A 21,500-nucleotide genomic window follows, 5' to 3' on the forward strand; every position below is an offset into this window, starting at 1 on the left:
GTTGTGCGCTTTCATCCTATTTTTCTTTGTTATCAAAGGCTTGTGCAGAAGTGCATCAGTGTCTGAAGAAGAGCGTTACGGACGCCACATGGTTGACGCGCATGTTGCCCGCGCGCTGATTGATGACTTGGTTGAGATAGCCCACTTCCAGTGTCGATGCGCCGGGCAGGCCGATTTCCGCGCCGACGAAGCTGCGTAGCTGGTCGAAGCCGCTGCGTGCGCCCCAGTCGGTGTCGTTGAGCGCGGCGAAACCCTCGGCATAGACCAGCGCGTTGACGGCGTCACTGTCGGCACGCAGCGGTTTTTCGTAGCGAAGCATCTCGCGCAGCCGCCAGCCCATGTCGTCGCCGTCCGAGCGCCAGCGCTGTTCGAGGCGCGTGCGGGACGAGAGTTCGCCGCTCCAGGGCTTGCCGAGCGTCCAGCTCAATTGCTGGAAGCTGCGTTCCTCGTTGATATCCTTGCCGCCCTCGATCGGTAAAACGACATGGGCATAGCCCTGATAGAGGGTTAAGCTGGGGGAGAATTTCCAGCCTGCAGCGCCGCGAAACAGCGACTGGTCGATGCGCGAGACGCCGTCGCCGATACGTGGCTGGATCTCCGCGAAATAGACAAGTTCGTCCTTCACCGATCCCATGGCGGTCAGGTTGAGCCAGAATTGCTCATCCTGGCTGGTGGCCGCGCGGCTTGGGTTCGACAGCAGGGCGAGGCAGGCGGACAGGCAAAGGGCGAGGCGGCGCATGGATTTCCTGGGATCGGAAGAGGAACGGACCGCCGACGGACGGGTGCCCTTTCTCTAATCCGTACGCATGTCCATCTTGTTGCCCGTGCGTTAGTTTATGTTCGGCCCGGCATGTTTGAAGCCGGGTGTCAGGTGATGACGCTCGGCTGCTCCATCCCGGTATGGCCGGATATGTCGGCGACCTCCTGCGCGGCGGCGATCAGCGGGGCGAGGGCGTCGCCGGTTTCCAGGGCGAGGTCGCCGTCCGGGCCGACATAGCGTTCGATATAGACGCGCAAGGTGGCGCCCTCCGTGCCGGTGCCGGACAGGCGGAACACCACGCGCGATCCATCCTCGAACAGGATGCGGACGCCCTGATTGCGGCTGACCGACTGGTCGGTGGGATCGGTATAGGCGAAATCGTCGGCCGCCCTGACCGTGCCGCCGCTGTTTGTCGTGCCGGGCAGGCTGTCGAGCTTGGCGCGCAGCGCCGCCATCAGTGCATCGGCCTTGTCCTTGGCGATGGCTTCATAATCGTGGCGGGCATAATAGTTGCGGCCATAGGTCGCCCAATGGTCCGCCATGATGGCGGCGACGCTTTGCTGGCGGACGGCCAGGATGTTGAGCCAGAGCAGGACGGCCCAGATGCCGTCCTTTTCGCGCACATGGTCGGAGCCGGTGCCGGCGCTTTCCTCGCCGCAGATGGTCGCCATGCCGGCGTCGAGCAGATTGCCGAAGAATTTCCAGCCGGTCGGCGTTTCATAGAGCGGCACGCCCAGCTTTTTCGCGACCCGGTCGGCCGCGCCGCTGGTCGGCATGGAGCGGGCGATGCCCTTGAGGCCAGCGGCATAGCCGGGCGCCAGATGGGCGTTGGCGGCCAGCACCGCGAGCGAGTCCGAGGGCGTCACATAGCAATGGCGGCCGATGATGAGGTTGCGGTCGCCGTCGCCGTCCGACGCCGCGCCGAAGTCGGGCGCGTCGGGGGCCATCATCCGGTCGTACAGTTCTTTGGCATGGACCAGATTCGGGTCGGGATGGTGATGGCCGAAGTCCGGGAGCGGCGTGCCGTTCATCACCGTGCCTTGCGGCGCGCCCAGCCGGCGTTCGAAAATCTCGACCGCATAGGGGCCGGTGACCGCGCTCATGCTGTCGAAGGCGAGGGTGAAGCCGCCCGCAATCTGGGCGCGGATCGCGGCGAAATCGAACAGGCTTTCCATCAGGTCGGCATAGGCCGCCACCGGATCGACAACCTCGACCGTCATGCCGCCCAACTGGCTTTCGCCGATCGTGTCGATATCGACATCGGCGGCATCGAGGATTTTGTAGCGGCCGATGACGAGCGAGCGGGCGGCGATGGCGTCCGTCACCTTTTCCGGCGCGGGGCCGCCATTGCCGATATTATATTTGATGCCGAAATCCTCGTCCGGGCCGCCCGGATTGTGGCTGGCCGACAGGACGAGGCCGCCGAACGCGCCGGATGCGCGGATCAGGTGCGAGGCGGCGGGGGTGGACAAGATACCGCCTTGGCCGACCAGCGCCCGGCCGAAGCCGTTGGCCGCCGCCATCTTCAGGACGATCTGGATGACGTCGCGGTTCAGGTAACGGCCGTCGCCGCCCACCACCAGCGTCTGCCCGGCAAAACCGTCGAGGCTGTCGAACACCGACTGGACGAAATTTTCGGCATAACGGGGCTGCTGAAAGACGCGGACCTTTTTGCGCAGGCCGGACGTGCCGGGTTTCTGGTCGTCGAACGGCGTCGTGGCAACGGTGTAAATCACCCAATATCCCCTGAACTGCGTTTGCGCACTGCGATATTATGGGCCTTATGGCCCGGCAATGTTGCGACGCGCAATCGGGTTAAGCTTTTCAGGCGGCCAGCCGCAGCGCCACTTCGTTCATGAAGCGGGCGTCGTCATTCTTCGCCAGCCATTCGGCTTCCGCGCCGATCGCGGCCAGCATGTCGGTCAGGGCGTCCATCTCGCTCTTGGCGTAATTGCCCAGCACATAGCCATGGACCTTGTCCTTATGGCCCGGATGACCGATGCCGATCCGCACCCGGCGGAAATCATTGCCGATATGCGCGTCGGTCGAGCGCAGGCCGTTATGCCCGGCATTGCCGCCGCCGCGCTTCACTTTGACCTTCATGGGCACCAGATCGAGTTCGTCGTGGAAGACGGTGACGTCCTGCGGTGTCAGCTTGTAGAAGCGCATGGCTTCGCCGACCGAGCGGCCGCTTTCGTTCATGAAGGTCGCGGGCTTCAGGAGGATGACCTTTTCCGGCCCGATCCGTCCTTCCTGCACCCAGCCCTGAAACTGCTTCCTCGGCGGCGAAAAGCGATGCAGGTCCGCGATCAGGTCCGCGACCATGAAGCCGACATTGTGCCGATGCATCGCATATTGCTGCCCCGGATTGCCAAGGCCGGCCCAGATTTGCATGGTCATGCTCCAAAGAAAATCCCGCCCGCCGGGTAGGCGGACGGGATCGGAATTTCCAGCCCGGAGGCAGAAAGGCTTATTCGCCTTCGGCTGCTTCCTCGGCGTCCGCTTCGCCTTCGGCGCTCTTGAGAGCCGACGGGGCGACGACGGTCGCGATCGAGAAGTCGGTGTCCGCATGCAGGGCCTTGGTGCCCTTGGGCAGGGTCACGGCGCTGATGTGGATCGAATCGCCGACTTCCAGGCCGGTCAGGTCGACCACGACTTCGTCGGGGATTTCGGCGGCATCGACTTCGAGTTCGATGTCGTGCGCGACGATGTTGAGCACGCCGCCCTTCTTCAGGCCCGGCGAAGCGTCTTCATTGGCGAAGCGCACAGGCACATGGACATGAACGGTGGCATGTTCCGAAACGCGCAGGAAATCGGCGTGCAGCGGACGGTCCGAGACGGGATGGAAGGCCACGTCCTTGGCGAGGGTGCGGACGGTCTTGCCGCCGACTTCGACCATGATGACCGAATTGAAGAAGTGGCCGGTGCCGAGCTGCTTGTTGAGGAGCTTTTCCTCGACATGGATCGACAGGGGTTCTTCGTTCATTCCATAGATGACGGCGGGTACGCGGCCCTCACGGCGGAGGGCGCGGGAGGCTCCCTTGCCTGCCCGATCGCGTGCCTCGGCCGACAGCGTAAGCTGCTCGCTCATTGCGTGTCTCCAAAAGCAAAATTGATGTACTTTCCCGCCACGCCTCCAGGGATGACCATAGCGGGAGGCGGCCCTTTAGCAGAAAAGGGCGGGAATGCAAGGGTGGGAGCCATATTGCGCAAGGTCCGTTCGGTTCGCGCTTGTCGAGAACGATGGACGCGTTCTCGACAAGCGCGAACCGAACGGTGGTGGGGGAGGCGTTACTGCACCCGCGTCACCGTGAACCCCTTGGCCTTGAGCAGGTCGATCAGATTTTCGCGGCCGGTCAGGTGGCCCGCGCCCACCGCGATGAAGGGGCGGCCCTGCATCGGTTCGATCGCCTTCACCCAGTCGCGGTTGCGGGCGACCAGAACGGCTTCCTCGACCATCGGGTCGGGCTGCTCGCCAATCTGGTCCTCCTTGGCGATCGCCTCCATGTCGCCCTTCGACCAGGCGGTCAGGATACGGTCGTAGAGCGCCTTCATGCCCTCGGCTTCATGGACGGTCTGAACGAGCAGGCGGGACTGCGCCGCTTCGGGCAGGGTGTCGAAGGCGGCGAATTGCCGTTCCACCGTCTCCAGCCCGCCGATCGGCTTGCCGGCTTTCCTGAACGTTTCGATCAACACCGGCTCGACGCCGTCATCCTGGCTGACGCCCAGCCCCTGCTGGCTGGCGGCGGACAGCAGCATGGCGGCGGCCCAGCTTTCATAGCCCGACAGCAATTGGCTGTTGGTGCCGCCGTCGGCCATCGCCTTCACCAATGCCGTCTTTTCCTCGTCCGGCACGCGTCGTTCCAGCGGCGGCAGGTCGGCGCTGCGGCCCATTTTCTCGAACAGGGACAGCGTTTTCTGCTCGTCCTGCAGGTCCGCAGCTTCCAGAATCAGACGGTCGGAGGCGGTCATCGCGTCCTTTATCGTGGGTGTGTCCCAGGCGACCCCCTTGGGCAGGACGTGGATCGTGCCGAACAGCCAGCCTTTCAGTTCGCCGCGCTGCACCTGCCACAGGGCCGGGCCGCCTTGCGCGGTGGACTGTTTGGGGGTGTCATTCTGTCCACAGGCTGCGACCAGCGTCAGCGCGAACAAAGCGAGCAGGCGGGTGACGACGCGCATCATGGCTTTCCATCTTTCACGGGGGTTGGCTTCAGGCGGCGGGCGCGCAGGCCCAATGTCTTGAGTTGGTCCTGCACGCTGCCCTTGCCGGCGAGATGACCCGCGCCCACGGCGACGAAGACGGTGCCGGGCTGGTCCAGCCGCGCCTTGATCCACTTGGCCCAATGGGCATTGCGGCCGGTGAGCAGAACCTGCGCCAGTTCCGGCGTCGCTTCGAGCAATTCGTTCATCGACTTGGCCAGCTTGTCCGGTTGCCCGGCCTGCCAGTAGCGCAGCAGGTCGCCAAATTCGCTCTCCATTTCCGGCAGACCGTCGACGGTGGCGTTCAGGAACTGCACCTGCTGGGCCATCGGCAGGCTGGCGAAGAAGCCGACCTGCTGCTCGACGGTTTCGAGCGCATCGACCTTCTTGCCCGAGGCCTGCGCCGCGCTGCGCAGGATTTTCTCCGCGCCGAGGTCATTTTTATAGCCCAGCTTTTCGAGCGGGGCGACCGACAGCGCCATGCCGCTCATCCAGGGATTGAACATGTCGAAGGTCCGCCAGGGCAGGCCGTTGGCGTCCATCGCCGCCTGATATTTCGTCCGCGCATCGGGGGCCAGCCGGTCGGACAGCTTCACCCCGTCCTTCGCCATCGCCATGGTCGTCATGGCCGCGCCGATCGCGCGGGGGTCGTCCGGCTCGATAATCTCCAGCACCAGTTCGTCCGACCGGTCGAAGGCGCGCTTTATGTCGCCATGGAACCAGTCGATGTCCGGCTTCATCACATGGACGGTGCCGAACAGATAGATGGTGGTGTCGGCATCCTGCACCGCCCACAGCGCCGGGGTGGCGGTCGCGATGCTGGAGGCGGGGGCGGCGGCGGGTTTGGCATGGGCAGGGACGCCGCCGATCAGCAGCCATGCGGCGCCAAAGGCCCGCAACAGGGTGGGTGGCAATTTCATGCCTCCTTCAATGGGGAGCGCGGGGCGGGAGGGCAAGCCGCTTAACCCTGTTTAGGGCGGCTTCCGCTAACCCTTGGCCCCTAACCCTTGGCCCTTGGCCCTTGACCCTATCGGCCCCATGGGCCAAGGCGCGGCCACGTAATTCAGCGATTTCGATAAGGACGTTTCGTGGCCGAAGGCAAAGCGCTTTCCTTCCAGGACCTGATCCTGACCCTCCATGCCTATTGGGGGAAACAGGGCTGCGTCATCCTCCAACCCTATGACATGGAAGTGGGGGCGGGCACATTCCATCCCGCGACCACGCTGCGGGCGCTGGGGCCGCAGCCCTGGAACGCCGCCTATGTCCAGCCCAGCCGCCGCCCGACCGACGGGCGCTATGGCGAAAATCCCAACCGGTTGCAGCATTATTACCAATATCAGGTGATCATGAAGCCCAGCCCGGCGAATTTGCAGGAACTCTACCTTGGGTCGCTGGTGGAAATCGGCATCGATCCGCTGGTCCATGACATCCGCTTCGTCGAGGACGACTGGGAAAGCCCTACCCTGGGCGCCTGGGGTCTGGGCTGGGAAGTGTGGTGCGACGGGATGGAAGTCACCCAGTTCACCTATTTCCAGCAAATGGGCGGATATGACTGCAAGCCGGTCGCGGGTGAGCTGACCTACGGGTTGGAGCGGCTGGCCATGTATATTCAGGGCGTCGACAGCGTTTACGACCTGAAATTCAACGACGCCGGCGTCACCTATGGCGACGTGTTTCTGGCCAACGAGCAGCAGATGTCGAAATGGAATTTCGAGGTCGCGGACACGGACAAGCTGTTCCGCTGGTTCAAGGATTGTCAGGCCGAATATGGTCGTTGCATCGAAGCGAACGTGCCGCTCGCCGCCTATGACCAGGCGATCAAGGCGAGCCATGTGTTCAACCTGCTCCAGGCGCGCGGCGTGATTTCCGTGCAGGAACGCGCCAGCTATATGGGCCAGGTGCGCGACATGGCGAAGGGCAGTTGCGAGGCGTGGATCGCCAGCAATGCCGACGCCTGGAGCGCCAAATTTCCGGGGTGGACCGCGTGATGACTGATTTCCTCCTCGAATTGCGCTGCGAGGAAATTCCCGCGCGTATGCAGGTCAAGGCGTCGGAGGATCTGGCGCGCCTGTTCACCGAAGAACTGGCCAGGGCCGGCCTCAAGCCCGCTGCGATCGACAGTTTCGTGACGCCGCGTCGCCTGGCGCTGATCGCGCGCGACCTGCCCGTGGAAACCGCGGCGGTGAGCGAAGAGCATAAAGGTCCGCGCACATCCGCGCCGCCCCAGGCGCTCGAAGGCTTTCTGCGCAAGACCGGGCTGACCCAGGACCAGTTGGAAGACCGGGACGGCGTCTGGTTCGCCGTCGTGAACAAGCCCGGCCGCGCCACCATGGATGTGCTTGGCGACGCCGTGCCCGCCGTTATCCGCGCCTTCCCCTGGCCCAAGGCGATGCGCTGGGGCGTCGCCAGCCAGACGACCGAGAGCCTGCGCTGGGTCCGCCCTTTGCAGGGCATTGTCGCCATTTTCGGCGAGCAGCTGGTCGATATCGCGGTCGAGGATGTGCGGTCGGGCTATGCGACGCTGGGCCATCGTTTCCATCATCCCGGCGCGATCACGATCGGCGGCGCGGACGATTATGTCGAAAAGCTGCGCGCCTGCCATGTGATCGTAAGCCATCAAGAGCGGCAGGCGATCATCGCGGAAAAGGCCGACGAAGCCGCTGCGGCCCATGGGTACAGCGTGATCGAGGATAAGGGGCTGGTCGCGGAGAATGCGGGCCTGACCGAATGGCCGGTGCCGCTGCTGGGCGATTTCGACCCGGCTTTCCTTGAGGTGCCGCCCGAAGTTATTCAGCTAACCCTGCGGATCAACCAGAAATATTTCGTGCTGCGCGAAGCGGCCGGGACACTGGCGCCGGCCTTCATCTGCACCGCCAATATCGAGGCGAAGGACGGCGGCGCGGCGATCGTCGCGGGCAACCGCAAGGTGCTGGCCGCGCGGTTGAGCGATGCCCGCTTCTTCTGGGAGCAGGATCGCAAGACGGCGCTTGTCGATCATGCGCAGAAGCTGGAGCGGATTACGTTCCACGAGAAGCTGGGTACGGTCGCCGACAAGGTGGAGCGGGTCGCGAAGCTGGCGCAGTGGCTGGTGGAGGAGGGGATCGTCAAGGGCGCGGATGCAGACCTGGTCGAACAGGCCGCGCGCCTCGCCAAGGCCGACCTGGTCACGGAGATGGTCGGCGAGTTCCCCGAATTGCAGGGCGTCATGGGCGGCTATTATGCGCGCGCGGAGGGTTTGCCCGACGCGGTGGCCGACGCGATCCGCGACCATTATAAGCCGGTCGGGCAGGGCGATGACGTGCCGGCTGCGCCAGTGACGGTGGCGGTGAGCCTTGCGGATAAGCTGGATACACTTTTTGGCTTTTTTGCCATCGGAGAAGGCCCCACCGGATCGCGAGATCCGTTTGCATTGCGGCGAGCCGCAATTGGAGTAATCCAACTTTTGGTGCAGAATAATCTGCGCTTGCCATATTTCCGTGTGATGTTTCCAGGTATTCAAAATCTTGGGGTTGCGATGGGGCAAGCGAGGGCTAACAAGATCGCACGGGCGCTCGATTCTGTTTGGCAAGCTGACAAAGGTAAGTACTTTTCTGCTGAATTGTTGCAGGATGCCTACGATGAGGCGATCCGCAACGAAACCCCAGAAACGAACCCTGAAATTGAAGCCCTGTATGAAACGGTACTTCAAGCTCCACAGAAACTCTCCGATTTCTTCACAGACCGCCTCAAGGTCCAACAGAAGGAAGCCGGCGTCCGCCACGACCTGATCGACGCGGTGTTCGCGCTGGGTGGCGAGGATGATCTCGTCCGCTTGCTCGCCCGCGTCCATGCGCTGCAATCCTTCGTCGCGACGGATGATGGCGCGAACCTGCTCGCCGGGTACAAGCGGGCGGCCAATATCCTGAAAAAGGAAACCGTCGATCCCGCGATCGTCCCGGCGGCGCCGTCCGAACCGGCGGAAGCCGCTTTGCTCGCCGCGCTCGACGCTGCCGAGCCCCTCGCGGCGCGGGCTGTCACTGACGAACGCTTTGCAGACGCCATGGCCGCGCTCGCCACGCTGCGCGCGCCGATCGACGCTTTCTTCGAGTCCGTCACGGTCAACGACGCCGATCCTGCAAAACGGGCGGCGCGTCTTGCGCTGCTCGACCGGGTGCGGGCGGCTGTGCATGGCGTCGCGGACTTTTCGAAAATTACGGGCTGAGAGACAAGTCGGACATATCCGTCCATAAAAATGACGATATGACGACAAAGTCCAATAAAGGCGGGTGCAATTCCCGCACGTCTTTTGTAAAGGCTGTTGCAGCGCACAATATTCACGGCAATCAGTGCAGGGAGAGCCGGATCACATGGTTACGACGGAAGAGGCCATCATGAACAGCACCGCGACGCGCTATGTCTATCGTTTCGGCGGCGGCGTGGATGATGGCGGGCAGGGTGACCGCAACCTGCTGGGCGGCAAGGGCGCGAATCTGGACGGCATGGCCGCGATCGGCCTGCCGGTGCCGCCGGGTTTCACCATCACGACGGCCATGTGCACCCGCTATTATGAAGATGGCGGCCAATATCCCGAAAGCCTGAACGCCGAAGTCGCAAACGGCATCGCCCATATCGAGGGGATCACCGGCAAGCGTTTCGGCAATGCCGCCGATCCGCTGCTGGTGTCGGTCCGTTCGGGCGCGCGCGCGTCTATGCCGGGCATGATGGATACGGTGCTGAACCTGGGCCTCAACGACGAGACCGTCATCGGCCTGGCGACGACCAGCGGCGACGAGCGCTTCGCCTGGGACAGCTATCGCCGCTTCATCCAGATGTATTCGGACGTGGTGCTGGAACTGGACCATGGCGCGTTCGAGGAAGCGCTGGAGATCGCCAAGGAAGACCAGGGTTACAGCCTGGACACCGAGATGACGGCCGCCGACTGGAAGGCGCTGGTCGCCGAATATAAGGCGCTGGTGCAAAAGCTGTGGAACAAGCCCTTCCCGCAGGATGTGCATGACCAGTTGTGGGGCGCGATTTCGGCCGTGTTCGGTTCCTGGCAGTCGGAGCGCGCGAAGGTCTATCGCCGCCTGAACAACATTCCCGGCGAATGGGGCACCGCGGTCAACGTGCAGGCGATGGTGTTCGGCAATATGGGCGAAACCTCGGCGACGGGCGTGGCGTTCACCCGCGATCCGTCGACCGGCGAGAACGCCTATTATGGCGAATATCTGATCAACGCGCAGGGCGAGGACGTGGTCGCGGGCATCCGCACGCCGCAATATCTGACGCTGGCCGCGCGCGAGCGGGCCGGGGCCAAGCCGCTGTCGATGGAAGAGGCGATGCCGGAGACCTATGCCGAACTGGCAAACGTCTTCCAGATCCTCGAAACCCATTATCGCGACATGCAGGACATCGAATTTACGGTGCAGCAGGGCAAGCTGTGGATGCTGCAGACCCGGTCGGGCAAGCGCACCGCCAAGGCCGCGCTGAAAATGGCCGTGGATATGGCGCATGAAGGGCTGATCACCGAAGAAGAGGCGGTTGCCCGCGTCGATCCCGCCGCGCTCGATCAACTCCTCCATCCCACGCTCGACCCCAAGGCGCCGCGCGATGTGCTGACCAAGGGCCTGCCCGCGTCGCCGGGTGCGGCCAGCGGCCTGATCGTGTTCGACGCCGACACCGCCGAGCGCCGCGCCGAACTGGGCGACGCCGTCATCCTGGTGCGCGTCGAAACCAGCCCGGAAGATATTCACGGTATGCATGCGGCCAAGGGCATCCTGACCGCGCGCGGCGGCATGACGTCGCACGCGGCCGTGGTGGCGCGCGGCATGGGTCGTCCCTGCGTGTCCGGCGCTGGCGGCATTTCGATCGACGGCAAGACCAAGATCCTGCGCGTCGGCGGCCGCGAGCTGAAGGAAGGCGACATCCTGACCATCGACGGGTCGACCGGCGAAGTGATGGCGGGCGAAGTGCCGACCGTGCAGCCCGAACTGGCGGGCGATTTCGGTACGCTGATGGTGTGGGCGGACAAGGTCCGTCGCCTGAAGGTGCGCGCCAACGCGGAAACGCCGCAGGACTGCAAGGTCGCGCGCGAATTCGGCGCTGAGGGCGTGGGGCTGTGCCGGACCGAGCATATGTTCTTCGACGCGGCGCGCATCACCGCGGTGCGCGAGATGATCCTGGCCGACAGCGAGAAGGGCCGCCGCGTCGCGCTCGACAAGCTGCTGCCGGAACAGCGCGACGATTTCGCGCAGATTTTCATGGTGATGGCGGGCCTGCCCGTCACCATCCGCCTGCTCGATCCGCCGCTGCACGAATTCCTGCCCCATGGCGAAGCGGAGTTCGAGGAAGTGGCCAAGGGCGCGGGCGTCAGTGTCGATACGCTCAAGCGCCGCGCGGCGGAACTGCATGAATTCAACCCGATGCTGGGCCATCGCGGTTGCCGCCTGGGCGTGACCTATCCCGAAATCTACGAGATGCAGGCGCGCGCGATCTTCGAAGCCGCGCTGATCGTCAAGGCACGGGGCGGCGAAGCGCCGATCCCCGAAGTCATGATCCCGCTGGTCGCGACCGCCAAGGAGCTGGAACTGATGAAGGCGATCGTCGATCGCGTCGCAGCCGAAGTGTTCGAAGAGCAGGGCGAGCGCGTCGACTATCTGGTCGGCACCATGATCGAACTGCCGCGCGCCGCGCTCAAGGCGGGCGAGATCGCCGAAGTCGGCGAGTTTTTCTCCTTCGGCACCAACGACCTGACGCAGACGACGATCGGCATCAGCCGTGACGACGCCGGCCGTTTCCTGACGCAATATGTGGACAAGGGCATTTTCGCCCGCGATCCCTTCGTCAGCATCGACGTGGAAGGCGTGGGCGAACTGATCGAACTGGCGGCGGAGCGCGGTCGCAAGACCCGTCCGGACATTAAGCTCGGCATTTGCGGCGAGCATGGCGGCGATCCGGCCTCGATCGCCTTCTGCGAAGCGACGGGCCTCGACTATGTGTCGGCGTCGCCCTATCGCGTGCCGATCGCCCGACTGGCCGCAGCGCAGGCGGCGCTCGCCCGGAAGTGACGGCAAAAAGGGCGGGGCATCAACCCCGCCCTTTTTCTTTGGGCTAATGCTGTGGGCAGGCTCAGCCGAACAGGCCGCGCTTGTGGCCCTTCTCCAGCTCGCTGGCCTGCTTGCGCCAGTCTTCATGCGCGATGGTGCCCGGTTTCAGGCCCAGTCGCGCCTCCAAGGTCGCTTCCTGCTCGGCATTGAGCGCGGCGATCTGGCCATAGCGATGATAGCCGGCTTCGTTCAGCGACAGTTCCTGAGCCTGGCTCACGCCGCTGATCCTGCTCAGATCGTCGCGGCCATGGACTGCGCCCGCGACCGCCGTCGCCGTACCAGCGCCGATCGGTCCCGCCGACTGGCGTTCCAGCTCCGCGATCCGGGCATGGGAGGCCTCTATGCGGGCGTCCCGCTCTTTGATCGCGCTGCGATGCACCGCTTGTTCGTCCTGCCACAGCCGCCGATATTTGCCGCGACCGCTCATCATCAGACCCAGCAGCCAGCCGATGACCAGCACCACCAGCAGCAACGCAACCTCGTTCAGATTGAAGCTCATCATGGCGTCCTCCTGCCGCATTGAACGAGGGACGGTGGATAAAAGTTGCCAGGCCATAAAAGTGCAAAAAAGGGGCTTGCCCAATCGGCCAAGCGCTTCTATCTGCGCGTCTCCACGCACCCATAGCTCAGCTGGATAGAGCATCAGACTACGAATCTGAGGGTCGGGCGTTCGAATCGCTCTGGGTGCACCATTTTTTCGAAGGGCTTTTGGTCCGGGCTTACAGCCGCGGTCCGTTCGTCTTTCCTGCGCACCCATAGCTCAGCTGGATAGAGCATCAGACTACGAATCTGAGGGTCGGGCGTTCGAATCGCTCTGGGTGCACCATCATTCGATCGAATAAAGAGGCGGCGTCTAGCCGCCTTTTTTATGTTCAGCGTCAGGCGGTCGCCAGCGCCACCATGGCGTCGATATCGACATGGCTTTCCAGCAGTGCGGCCACCTCGTCCAGCGCGTCCTCGACCGACTGGTCATAGTCCCGTCCCGCCGATCCGCCGCCCAGCCGCCGCAACAACGCGTCGCGTAGCGCCGTGCTGCCGAGCAGGCCATGGACATAGCTGCCCATCACCCGCCCGTCGCGGCTGATCGCCCCGTCCGGGCGCGCGCCGTCGATCAGGGCGAAGGGGCGGGCGCAGTCCGGGCCGTCGGTGACGCCCATATGTATTTCATAGCCGGTAAAATCGGCGTCGAGCGCGCGGCCGCGCACCTGCTCCAGCATCTTGGCGCCTGACAGGCGCGTGTCGATATCGAGCAACCCCAGCCCCGCGATCGAGCCGGCCGGCCCCTCCAGCCCTTCGGGATCGGCGATGGTCCGGCCCAGCATCTGATAGCCGCCGCACAGGCCCAGCACCGCGCCGCCGCGCCGGTGATGGGCGCGGATGTCGATGTCCCACCCTTGCGCGACCATGGCGTGCATGTCGGCGATCGTCGCCTTCGATCCGGGCAGGATCACCAGCGCGGCGTCGCCGGGGATGGGTTGTCCCGGCCCGATCATGCGCAGGTCGACGGTCGGCTCTAGCTTGAGCGGATCGAGATCGTCGAAATTCGAGATGCGCGGCAACACCGGGCAAGCGACGACCAGCGGCGCGGCGGTCGAGAAGGTCCGACGTTCCAGCACCACCGCATCTTCGCTTGGCAATCGCGCGACGGCGTCGAGCCAGGGCACCACACCAAAGCCGCGCCAGCCCGACAGCGCTTCGATCTGGGCATAGCCATCCTCGAACAGCGCCGGGTCGCCCCGGAATTTGTTGATGAGGAAGCCGCGGATCATCGCCGCATCGTCGGGATCGATTACCGCGCGGGTGCCGACCACAGCCGCGATCACGCCGCCCCGGTCGATATCGCCGACCAATATGACCGGCACGTCGGCGGCGCGGGCGAAACCCATATTGGCGATGTCGCCGGCGCGCAGGTTGATCTCGGCCGGCGATCCCGCGCCTTCGACCACCACGATATCGCACTGGCTGCGCAGCCGTTCGTAGCTTTCCAGCACCGCGCCCAGCAACTGCCCGCGCGCGCTGCGGAAATTGCCCGATCCCAGCGCGCCGCGCACCTGACCATGAACGATCAGTTGCGACGTTCGATCGGCCTGCGGCTTGAGCAGCACCGGGTTCATATCGGTATGGGGGGCGACGCCGCAGGCGATCGCCTGCAACGCCTGCGCCCGGCCGATCTCCCCGCCGTCGCTGGTGACGGCGGCGTTGTTGGACATATTCTGCGGCTTGAACGGGCGCACCCGATAGCCCCGGCGCGCCAGCGCGCGGCACAGCCCCGCCACCAGCACCGACTTGCCGACGTCCGATCCGGTTCCCTGCAACATGATAGCGCCCATGACCTGCTCCTGACGGTGCAGCGCGGGCATGGCAAGGGGGGATCAAGGCACGGATCAGGCGACGATGGCCGCCATGCCGCAGCGGCGCTGATGCACGCGCACCTCCGCCGACCCCACCCGGACGCCCAGCGTGGCCGTGACGCTATTGAGGATGCCGTCCAGCAGTGGCGCGGTGGTGCCCAGCACCGCGCCGACCAATGGGCTGAGCGGGCTGTTGCCGATGGTGATGCCTAGAAGCGACACCTGTATCTGGGTCTGGCCTGCCAGGCTGGCGGCGATGCCCTGCGTCAGATCCTGCGTGCTGACGGTCTTGGCCTGCTGTGCGCTGATCTCCGACGGCGAGAAATGGACGCTATGGGTCTGGGTGCCGCCCAGGCTGATATTGGCATAGCCGGTGACGCGCGTACCGAGCGTCTGTGCCAGCATGGCGGCGCGCGGGTTGGCGGGGACCGAAAAATTGGTCAGCGCACTCATATCGACATCGCCCAGCACCGCGGTCCCGACCGACGGCGTGACCGCCAGGGTGACGCCGCCATCGCTGCCGCACTGGATATCCGACAGGCGCGCCTCCGCCGCCGCCATTTCGACATAGAGCGGCACTCGTACGGAGGCGATGCCGGACAGCGCGGTGGCGACGGAGCTTTCCAGATAGATGCGGGTCTGGGCGGTGCGTAACACCACGTCGCGCTTGGCGGTGATGCTCATCAGCGGCGAGCGGGCCTGTCCCTCGCCCGTCACCAGCATCAGCCGCGTGCTGCTGAGGCCCGGCACGGTGACGCGCAGGTCCATCGGGATTGTCGTCCCCGATGGCGGGCTGAGCACCATGCGCAGCATGGAGAAGGCGTCGAGCAGGATATTGGGTTGTCCGGTGGCATTGGCGGCGCCCCGCATCGGACCGAGGTCGACAATGTCGCTGAGACGGACGGAGCGGCCCGGAATGCGGCTGGACAGCGCCAGCAGGGTCGTGGCGGCGGGGCTGGCCCCGGCGCTGTCGGCCATCGCGCCGAGCAGGTCGGACAAGGGGATTTCCCTGTCGAACAGCGCCCCATAGGCTTCGCCGTCGCGCCCGGTCCGTACGCGCAGGGCATCGGCCATGTGCAGCAGGTCGAGATTGGCGCTGGCCAGCCCGTTATAATCCATCACCGACAGGTTGAGTTCGGTGCCCGCAAGATTGGACAGCAGCATGTTGGGCAGTCCGCCGCTGAGCGAAGCAAGGCCGGTGCCGAGCGAGAAGGCGGCGGCGTCGGTGCGGGCGGCGGTGGCGCGGGCGCTGAGGTCGATGCCGTCCCGGCCGACCAGCAGGCGCGCGAAGAAGAGAGGCGCGCGGCGGCGCACCTCCACCCGCATGGCGCCGCCATTGGCATCGCCTGCTCGGAAGCGCTGGTCCATCGGAAGGGAGGCGTCGGCGGAATAGCTGCCGGTGTCGAAGGTCGCGAGGGCCGCGCCGTTGATCCCGCTGCGCCCGACCAGTTGTTCGGCGGCGGTGCGTCCGCCATCGGCGGCGGCCAGCGCGGCGGCGTCCGCCACGCCCTGCAACTGGCGACGGGCCAGATAGACCGATCCCAGATCGACCGCGACGGTGGCGGCGCCCGCCAGCATGAACAGCGATCCGGCCAGGATGAAGGTCACGCCGCCACGCCGGTCCCGCGCCAGCGCCCGGTCGAAGCGCGCGCCGGTCATTGGCTGGCGATCCGCACGACGGCGCTTCGTTCCAGCACGTTGCCCGGCATCGGGAAGGGCATGGCCGAGAACAAGGGCGCGCTGGAGAGACTGTAGCGCAGCGTCACCGTATAATAGCCGCTGCTTTCGCCGGTACTGACGCCGATCGTCTGGGCGGCGGGGGCGGGGAAGGCGGCGCGCGCGGCAACGACGCTCTGGTCGACCAGCGTGCGGCGTTCGGTCGCGTTCAGCCCGGCCACCGACGCGCGGGCGGCATCATTGGCGGCCTGCTGCAGGCTGTGGGCGGTCATGAACCAGCTGCCATAGGCCAATATCCCCATCAGCAGCAGGATGAGCAGCGGCAGGGCGAAGGCCGCTTCGATCAGGCTGCTGCCGGCCTGATGGCGCAGCAGCGCGACCAGCGGTCGACGCGATCGGGTGAAGGAGCAGGCGCTATCGTAAGACATGAGAGCGATGCTACGGGGCGCGGTTCAATATCGCGTATGCTTCGCCTGTCGGGCATTTGGCGGGTTTTACATAGTGGAGACGAGCGCCCGGCAGACAAAAACTGGCCTTCTCCGCAAAAGTTGCGCACGCCCACCGGACATCATCCGATATGGACGTTGTTGTCGCGCATTCAGGCGGCGTTCGTGGGAGTAATGACGATTACGGCGCCCTCCGTACCGTAAATGCCGTGCAGCCGGGCGATCGCCGCGTCGATCGGCGCCAGCGAACCGTCGTTGGTCAGCAATTGGGTGGCGAACCGCATGTCGCCTTCGCCACGCAGCACGCGTTCCATCTGCTCGCGGAAGTGGGGGCGAGCGGGCAGCGCGACCAGGTCGGCGACCGGCACGTCCGACAGCCGATCGGCGGTCAGGCCGACCATCGCGCAAAAGCTGTCGTTCACGACATCGATGAAGCCGCGCATCGACACCCGGACATAGCCGACCCCGCCATGCACCCCCATTGCCTTGAGGATCGCCGATTTGACGTCGGCCAGCCGGTGGCGCTGCATGTCGGCGGTGATGTCCCGCAGCAGCAGGCCGACGCCGCCGGCGAAGGGGAAGGTCTGGACATGCAGCCAGACGTCACCGCGAAAGGGGGAGGGGATATCGGCCGCGCTCGCCTCGCCCGAAGCCAGGCTGTGGCGGATATGCGCCTCCGTCAGCGTGCCGGCCAGTTCGGGAAAGGCGTCCCACAGCGACTGATCCTCCAGACGCCGGTCCCATCGCCTGGCCATCGCGAGCGCCACCCCATTGACATAATCGATGGTCAGGTCGGCGCGGCACAGGATCAGCCCCTGATGCATCCGCGCGGCGAGTTCGAAAGTGCGGTCGGGCGCGACCGCGCCATCGTCGCCGACCGTCATCGTGCGAAAGCGGTCCAGCCCGATGAAGACATGGGTTTCGCGGCCATGATGGGTGACCATCACCGGCTCATGCGATCCGACCTCGCGCCAGTGGGCGAAATTGCGCACCAGTTCGGCGGCGGGCACGCTGCGCCTGCGTCGATCGTCCAGCATCCTGTCGGCACTCCATCATCAGTGATGGAGGCAGGATAAGTCAGGGAAGGCTGTCATGCTGGTCGAGTTCGATCCGTTTCGGAACGAGGGCGGGCGCCAGAGTTCCGAGTCAGCAGGTGATTCCGCCGGCTTGGAAAAAGGCTCTATATCCCGCGCTGATAGTCCAGCGCGTCGATGATCTTGCCGCCCGCCATGAAGACGGCGCCCGAACAGGCGAGCGCCAGCAGATGGCCGCCGGTGCCTGGATATTGCTGCATATAGACATGGCCGCGCTCGGCTGCGCCCAGCGCGAGCGCATAGATCACCAGAAACGCCTCGAACTTGGTCTTGATGATGAAGAGGCGCTTGATCCGTTCCATGTCGATTCCATCCGGCGTTGCCCCCGCCGTCAGGGTGAAAGATCGCCCGACAGCTGCAAATGGTCAACAAGCGTTAACCATGATTGCTCGATCCGGGCAATCAGCCGTGTGTCGCTCAAATCCTCGGGTGCGATCGATTCTGGCCAATATTGGGACACGATCCGCGCAATATTATCCAGCCGCGCTTCGTCCACCAGGAAGCGGGGATCGATATCGACAGGATCGGCAACGACGCGCAGCCGCAGGCAGGCGGGGCCGCCGCCATTGGCCATGGACTGGCGCACGTCGACCGGGATGAGGCGGCGGATCGGGCCATTGCCGGCGATCATCTGCTCCAGCCAGCTCCAGACCGCGGGCGTCTGCTGCGCCTCGGTCGGCAGCACCAGCGCCATGCCTGTCCCGAGCGAAGTCGAGGGGCCTCCGTCGGGCAGGGTGACGAGCTGGGCATTGAAGAGATAGGATGTGATCGCATCGGCCAGGCTGACCGCGCTGGCAGGCACCTCCACGATTTCGACACAGGGCAGGGCGGCGCGCAGATCGGCGTAGAAGGCCTGTTTGTCGGCGAACGCCTGTTCGTGGGTGAAGAGCACCCGCTCGTTCGCCACCGCGACGACGTCATTGTGGAAGGCGCCCGCGGCGATCGCGGCTTCGGACTGTTCGACGAACAGGGTGCGTGCCGGATCGAGGCCATGGATGCGGGCGACCGCCTTGCTCGCCTCCCTATGCTGGCGGGCGGGGAAAGCGCCGCCCGACCGGCCATAGACGAACACTTCCACGCCCGGCTGGTCGTGGCGTTCCGCCAGACGCATATGATTGGCTGCGCCCTCGTCGCCAAAGGGGGCGGGGATGGGATCATGGACGGCAAAGGCGCGGGCGTCGGAAAAGGCGATGCGGAGCTGCGCCAGCGTCTGCGGCCATTCATGGCTGCGATGCGGCATGGTGACGAGATTGGCGACGGTCAGGTGCGTCCGCCCGTCCGCCGTATCGCTGGCGGGTGAGATGGTGGCGGCGTTGGCCGCCCACATGGAGGAAGCGGACATGGCCGCCGCGCGAATATGCGGATCGGCGTCGCCGACATCGGTGCCCAGCTTCGTCAGCCAGGCGACGTCGGGCCGCCATTGCGGCAGGAAGATGCCCTGAGCCAGGCCGAGGCGGATATTGCCGCGCATCTTCTCCAGCCCCTGGAGCGCCGCCGCGCGGGGATGCGCCACTGCGCCGGCGTTGCGCGCGGAAGCGAGATTGCCGAGGCTGAGGCCCGCATAATTGTGGCTGGGACCGATGATCCCGTCGAAATTGATTTCCCTGACGCTCATGCCCGCCCTGCCATGGTGAAGGAACCGCCGGTTTCGAGGCCGAGCCGCGCCGCGCTGGCCGCGTCGAGCGACACCGCGCCGCTGTCATCTTGCTGCACGAAGCCCCAGGTGCAGCGATAATCGGCCAGCTTGCCGGTTGCTATCAGCATCTTGTCCCCGCCCTTTTCATGGGTGGCGGACAAAGTTACGTCTCGCGCCGCGGCGATCGTCTTCAACTGGTCGATCTGGCCGACCATGGTCGGGCCGCCGTCGAAGATATCGACATAGCCGGCATTGTCGAACCCCTCCGTCTCCAGCATCCGCATCGCCGCCCGGCCATTGGGGTGGGGCAGGCCGATGACGGCACGGGCGCTGTCGGTCAGCATCGCGGTGTAGATGGGGGTCTTGGGCATCAGGTCGGCGATGAACTGGTTGCCGTTCACCGCATTGAATTCGTCCGCCTCCTGGAAATTCATGCCGAAGAAGCGCCCGGCCAGGCCGTCCCAGAAGGGCGATCCGCCCGCCTCGTCGATGACGCCACGCAATTCGGCCAGCACCTTGTCGCCGAAGCGGCTGCGGTGGGCGCGGATGTAGAGATAGCGGCTGCGCGCCAGCAAAAGCCCCAGCCCCTCGGCGCGCTCACGCGGGTGGAGGAACAGGCCGCCGACCTCGGCCGACCCTTCCAGATCGGTGGTGAGCGAGAGCATTTGCGCCCGAAAAGTGCGGCCCAGTTCGCGGCTATGCTGGGTTAGCACGCCCAGACGATAGCTGTAGAAGGGCCAGCTTTGCCCCACGGTGGAAAAGATCTGACAGGTGCCGCGCACTTGGCCCGTCTCGACATTTTCCAGCACCATGACGATCAACTCGTCCTCGATACCCTCGTCCTGCCGTGCGAGCGCCTGTTCGGTGCGCTCCAGCTTGGCGGACAGCGCGGTGCGATCGGGCGGCAGGTTGGTGAAGCCGCCGCCGGTCAGCTTCGCCATTTCGTAGAGCGTCTGCAAATCGTCGGCGCGCGCGATGCGCATGATGAAGCTCAAGCGATGATCCCCTCTTTTTTGAATTGGGCCGGATCGAACTGGCCTTTCGCGATCCGCCATAGCGCCAGCGCCGACAATTGCGCGCGCTCGGTCAGGCTGTCGGTCAGCAGAAATTCGGCGTCGCTATGGATGCTGCCGCCGCGCACGCCCATCGTATCGACCACCGGCACGCCACAGGCCGCGATATTATTGCCGTCGCACACGCCCCCGGTATCGCGCCAGCCGATGTCGAGGCCCAGTTCAGCGCCGCATTGCCGCACCAGCCCGAACAGTGCCTGCGCCTTGGCGTCCATCGGCTTGGGCGGCCGGCCGAAGCTGCCGTGCAGATGCAGGCTGACGTCATGGTCGCGCGCGACATCGACCATGGACCGGTCGATCAGGGCGCGGGCGGCGATCTCGTCCTGCGGCGTGCGCGGCCGGAAATTGACCCGCAGCACGGCATGGTCGGGCACGACATTGTTCGGGCTGCCGCCGTCGATCCTGGCGGGGTTGCAGGAAAATCCTGCACCGCTCCCGGCCTTCAGCCGTAGCGCCAGGTCGGCGGCGGCGAGCAGGGCGTTGCGGCCGTCATCGGGATTGCGGCCAGCATGGGCACTTCGGCCCGTCACGATGATGGAGAAATTGCCGCTCCCCGCGCGCGCGCCGGCCAGCGTGCCGTCGGGCAGGGCGGACGGCTCGTAAGTGAAGGCTGCCAGCTTGCCTGCCGCCATCTCCCGCAACAGCGCCGCGGATGACGCGCTGCCGACTTCCTCGTCGCTGTTGATCACCACGTCATAGCCCAGTGTGGCGATCGCGTCCGATCCTTCGATGGCGTTGAGCGCCGCGAGTATGACCGCGATCCCGCCCTTCATGTCGGCAACGCCGGGACCGTTGAGGATGCCCGGCTCCAGCCAGCGCTGCTGCTGGAAGGGGTGATCTATGGGGAACACCGTGTCCATATGCCCGGTGAGGAGCAGCCGGATGGGCGCTTCGGGACGGACTGACAGATGGAGATGGCGGCCATGTTCGATGGCCTGGACTCGCCCGTCCGGCGAAACGCTCTCCACCGGCGCGGGATCGACCAGGCGGATCGTGCCGGGCAGCGTGGAAAAGGCCTCGACCAGCACTGCGGCCATGCAGGCGAGGCCATCCAGATTGCGCGATCCGCTGTTGATCGCCGCCCAAGCCCGCGTCTGCGCGAGCATCGGCGCGGCCGCAGCGCGGTCGAGCAGCATCCTTTCCTGCGATGAAAAATCCGTCATCCGCCCTGATCTATC

The 21,500-nt window shown here is 65.2% G+C and carries 18 protein-coding genes and 2 tRNA genes; 5 read left to right on the forward strand and 15 right to left on the reverse strand.

All coding sequences use genetic code 11. The features are described from left to right. Positions 1–55: 55 nt before the first annotated feature. The 6 genes from ABT375_RS03370 to ABT375_RS03395 all read right to left on the reverse strand — a co-directional run bounded on the left by ABT375_RS03370 (position 56) and on the right by ABT375_RS03395 (position 5,880). Positions 56–739, reverse strand: coding sequence for a DUF2490 domain-containing protein (locus tag ABT375_RS03370; protein WP_416464121.1), 684 nt, complete (start codon positions 737–739; stop codon positions 56–58). Positions 740–867: 128 nt separating this feature from the next. After that, entirely contained in the window at positions 868–2,496 is a 1,629-nt protein-coding gene (locus ABT375_RS03375) for an alpha-D-glucose phosphate-specific phosphoglucomutase (RefSeq protein ID WP_416464122.1), read from the reverse strand. A gap of 88 nt (positions 2,497–2,584) precedes the next feature. After that, positions 2,585–3,154 (reverse strand): aminoacyl-tRNA hydrolase, encoded by a 570-nt coding sequence (pth, locus tag ABT375_RS03380; RefSeq protein ID WP_416464123.1) that lies wholly within the window; start codon positions 3,152–3,154, stop codon positions 2,585–2,587. Between the two features lie 76 nt (positions 3,155–3,230). Beyond that, a complete protein-coding gene (locus ABT375_RS03385) occupies positions 3,231–3,851 on the reverse strand; it encodes a 50S ribosomal protein L25/general stress protein Ctc (protein ID WP_416464124.1) in 621 nt (206 codons plus the stop codon). 200 nt (positions 3,852–4,051) lie between these two features. Then, positions 4,052–4,942 carry a TraB/GumN family protein gene (locus ABT375_RS03390; protein ID WP_416464125.1) on the reverse strand — a complete coding sequence of 297 codons (891 nt, stop codon included), beginning with the start codon at positions 4,940–4,942 and terminating at the stop codon, positions 4,052–4,054. Next, entirely contained in the window at positions 4,939–5,880 is a 942-nt protein-coding gene (locus ABT375_RS03395; protein WP_416464126.1) for a TraB/GumN family protein, read from the reverse strand. The genes ABT375_RS03390 and ABT375_RS03395 overlap by 4 nt, the downstream gene beginning before the upstream one ends. A 168-nt stretch (positions 5,881–6,048) precedes the next feature. Between ABT375_RS03395 and ABT375_RS03400 the strand changes: the two genes are divergently transcribed. From ABT375_RS03400 to ppdK, 3 genes are all read left to right on the forward strand, one after another. Continuing rightward, on the forward strand, positions 6,049–6,948 hold the full coding sequence (locus ABT375_RS03400; RefSeq protein ID WP_129926437.1) for a glycine--tRNA ligase subunit alpha: 900 nt from the start codon (positions 6,049–6,051) through the stop codon (positions 6,946–6,948). Further along, positions 6,948–9,161, forward strand: coding sequence for a glycine--tRNA ligase subunit beta (glyS, locus tag ABT375_RS03405; protein WP_416464127.1), 2,214 nt, complete (start codon positions 6,948–6,950; stop codon positions 9,159–9,161). The genes ABT375_RS03400 and glyS overlap by 1 nt, the downstream gene beginning before the upstream one ends. A 145-nt stretch (positions 9,162–9,306) precedes the next feature. Beyond that, positions 9,307–12,006, forward strand: coding sequence for a pyruvate, phosphate dikinase (gene ppdK / locus ABT375_RS03410; RefSeq protein WP_416464128.1), 2,700 nt, complete (start codon positions 9,307–9,309; stop codon positions 12,004–12,006). 61 nt (positions 12,007–12,067) lie between these two features. Here the strand turns inward: ppdK and ABT375_RS03415 are convergent, their stop codons facing one another. Continuing rightward, a complete protein-coding gene (locus ABT375_RS03415) occupies positions 12,068–12,547 on the reverse strand; it encodes a hypothetical protein (RefSeq protein ID WP_224549472.1) in 480 nt (159 codons plus the stop codon). Between the two features lie 113 nt (positions 12,548–12,660). Between ABT375_RS03415 and ABT375_RS03420 the strand changes: the two genes are divergently transcribed. Next, positions 12,661–12,737: transfer RNA gene (locus tag ABT375_RS03420), tRNA-Arg, on the forward strand. 57 nt (positions 12,738–12,794) lie between these two features. After that, positions 12,795–12,871, forward strand: a tRNA-Arg gene (locus ABT375_RS03425). Positions 12,872–12,923: 52 nt separating this feature from the next. On the opposite strand, the gene ABT375_RS03430 is transcribed toward ABT375_RS03425, so the two are convergent. The 8 genes from ABT375_RS03430 to ABT375_RS03465 all read right to left on the reverse strand — a co-directional run bounded on the left by ABT375_RS03430 (position 12,924) and on the right by ABT375_RS03465 (position 21,485). Continuing rightward, positions 12,924–14,375, reverse strand: coding sequence for a cobyric acid synthase (locus ABT375_RS03430; protein ID WP_416464129.1), 1,452 nt, complete (start codon positions 14,373–14,375; stop codon positions 12,924–12,926). Positions 14,376–14,429: 54 nt separating this feature from the next. Continuing rightward, complete coding sequence (locus ABT375_RS03435; protein ID WP_416464130.1) at positions 14,430–16,055, reverse strand: pilus assembly protein TadG-related protein; 1,626 nt, start codon at positions 16,053–16,055, stop codon at positions 14,430–14,432. Continuing rightward, on the reverse strand, positions 16,052–16,501 hold the full coding sequence (locus tag ABT375_RS03440) for a TadE/TadG family type IV pilus assembly protein (RefSeq protein ID WP_416464131.1): 450 nt from the start codon (positions 16,499–16,501) through the stop codon (positions 16,052–16,054). Before ABT375_RS03440 ends, ABT375_RS03435 begins: the two co-directional genes overlap by 4 nt. A gap of 170 nt (positions 16,502–16,671) precedes the next feature. After that, positions 16,672–17,556 carry a PAS domain-containing protein gene (locus ABT375_RS03445; RefSeq protein WP_261934723.1) on the reverse strand — a complete coding sequence of 295 codons (885 nt, stop codon included), beginning with the start codon at positions 17,554–17,556 and terminating at the stop codon, positions 16,672–16,674. A 143-nt stretch (positions 17,557–17,699) separates the two neighbouring features. Continuing rightward, positions 17,700–17,915: a hypothetical protein gene (locus ABT375_RS03450; protein WP_416464132.1), complete on the reverse strand. Its 216-nt coding sequence runs from the start codon at positions 17,913–17,915 to the stop codon at positions 17,700–17,702. Positions 17,916–17,944: 29 nt separating this feature from the next. After that, a complete protein-coding gene (locus ABT375_RS03455) occupies positions 17,945–19,228 on the reverse strand; it encodes an N-succinylarginine dihydrolase (RefSeq protein WP_416464133.1) in 1,284 nt (427 codons plus the stop codon). Beyond that, positions 19,225–20,244, reverse strand: coding sequence for an arginine N-succinyltransferase (locus ABT375_RS03460; protein WP_224549480.1), 1,020 nt, complete (start codon positions 20,242–20,244; stop codon positions 19,225–19,227). Before ABT375_RS03460 ends, ABT375_RS03455 begins: the two co-directional genes overlap by 4 nt. Beyond that, positions 20,241–21,485, reverse strand: coding sequence for a hydrolase (locus tag ABT375_RS03465; protein WP_416464134.1), 1,245 nt, complete (start codon positions 21,483–21,485; stop codon positions 20,241–20,243). Before ABT375_RS03465 ends, ABT375_RS03460 begins: the two co-directional genes overlap by 4 nt. Between the last annotated feature and the right edge of the window lie 15 nt (positions 21,486–21,500).

Source organism: Sphingomonas sp. VDB2 (assembly GCF_047946695.1).
Lineage (GTDB): Bacteria > Pseudomonadota > Alphaproteobacteria > Sphingomonadales > Sphingomonadaceae > Sphingobium > Sphingobium bisphenolicum.

Bases quoted from the DNA above. Each gene is read 5' to 3' on its own strand.
- ABT375_RS03430 (WP_416464129.1), bottom strand. From the start codon at position 14,375: ATGGGCGCTATCATGTTGCAGGGAACCGGATCGGACGTCGGCAAGTCG.
- ABT375_RS03370 (WP_416464121.1), bottom strand. From the start codon at position 739: ATGCGCCGCCTCGCCCTTTGCCTGTCCGCCTGCCTCGCCCTGCTGTCG.
- ABT375_RS03385 (WP_416464124.1), bottom strand. From the start codon at position 3,851: ATGAGCGAGCAGCTTACGCTGTCGGCCGAGGCACGCGATCGGGCAGGC.
- ppdK (WP_416464128.1), top strand. From the start codon at position 9,307: ATGGTTACGACGGAAGAGGCCATCATGAACAGCACCGCGACGCGCTAT.
- ABT375_RS03390 (WP_416464125.1), bottom strand. From the start codon at position 4,942: ATGATGCGCGTCGTCACCCGCCTGCTCGCTTTGTTCGCGCTGACGCTG.
- ABT375_RS03395 (WP_416464126.1), bottom strand. From the start codon at position 5,880: ATGAAATTGCCACCCACCCTGTTGCGGGCCTTTGGCGCCGCATGGCTG.
- ABT375_RS03450 (WP_416464132.1), bottom strand. From the start codon at position 17,915: ATGGAACGGATCAAGCGCCTCTTCATCATCAAGACCAAGTTCGAGGCG.
- ABT375_RS03415 (WP_224549472.1), bottom strand. From the start codon at position 12,547: ATGATGAGCTTCAATCTGAACGAGGTTGCGTTGCTGCTGGTGGTGCTG.
- ABT375_RS03455 (WP_416464133.1), bottom strand. From the start codon at position 19,228: ATGAGCGTCAGGGAAATCAATTTCGACGGGATCATCGGTCCCAGCCAC.
- ABT375_RS03445 (WP_261934723.1), bottom strand. From the start codon at position 17,556: ATGCTGGACGATCGACGCAGGCGCAGCGTGCCCGCCGCCGAACTGGTG.
- ABT375_RS03435 (WP_416464130.1), bottom strand. From the start codon at position 16,055: ATGACCGGCGCGCGCTTCGACCGGGCGCTGGCGCGGGACCGGCGTGGC.
- ABT375_RS03465 (WP_416464134.1), bottom strand. From the start codon at position 21,485: ATGACGGATTTTTCATCGCAGGAAAGGATGCTGCTCGACCGCGCTGCG.
- ABT375_RS03440 (WP_416464131.1), bottom strand. From the start codon at position 16,501: ATGTCTTACGATAGCGCCTGCTCCTTCACCCGATCGCGTCGACCGCTG.
- glyS (WP_416464127.1), top strand. From the start codon at position 6,948: ATGACTGATTTCCTCCTCGAATTGCGCTGCGAGGAAATTCCCGCGCGT.
- pth (WP_416464123.1), bottom strand. From the start codon at position 3,154: ATGCAAATCTGGGCCGGCCTTGGCAATCCGGGGCAGCAATATGCGATG.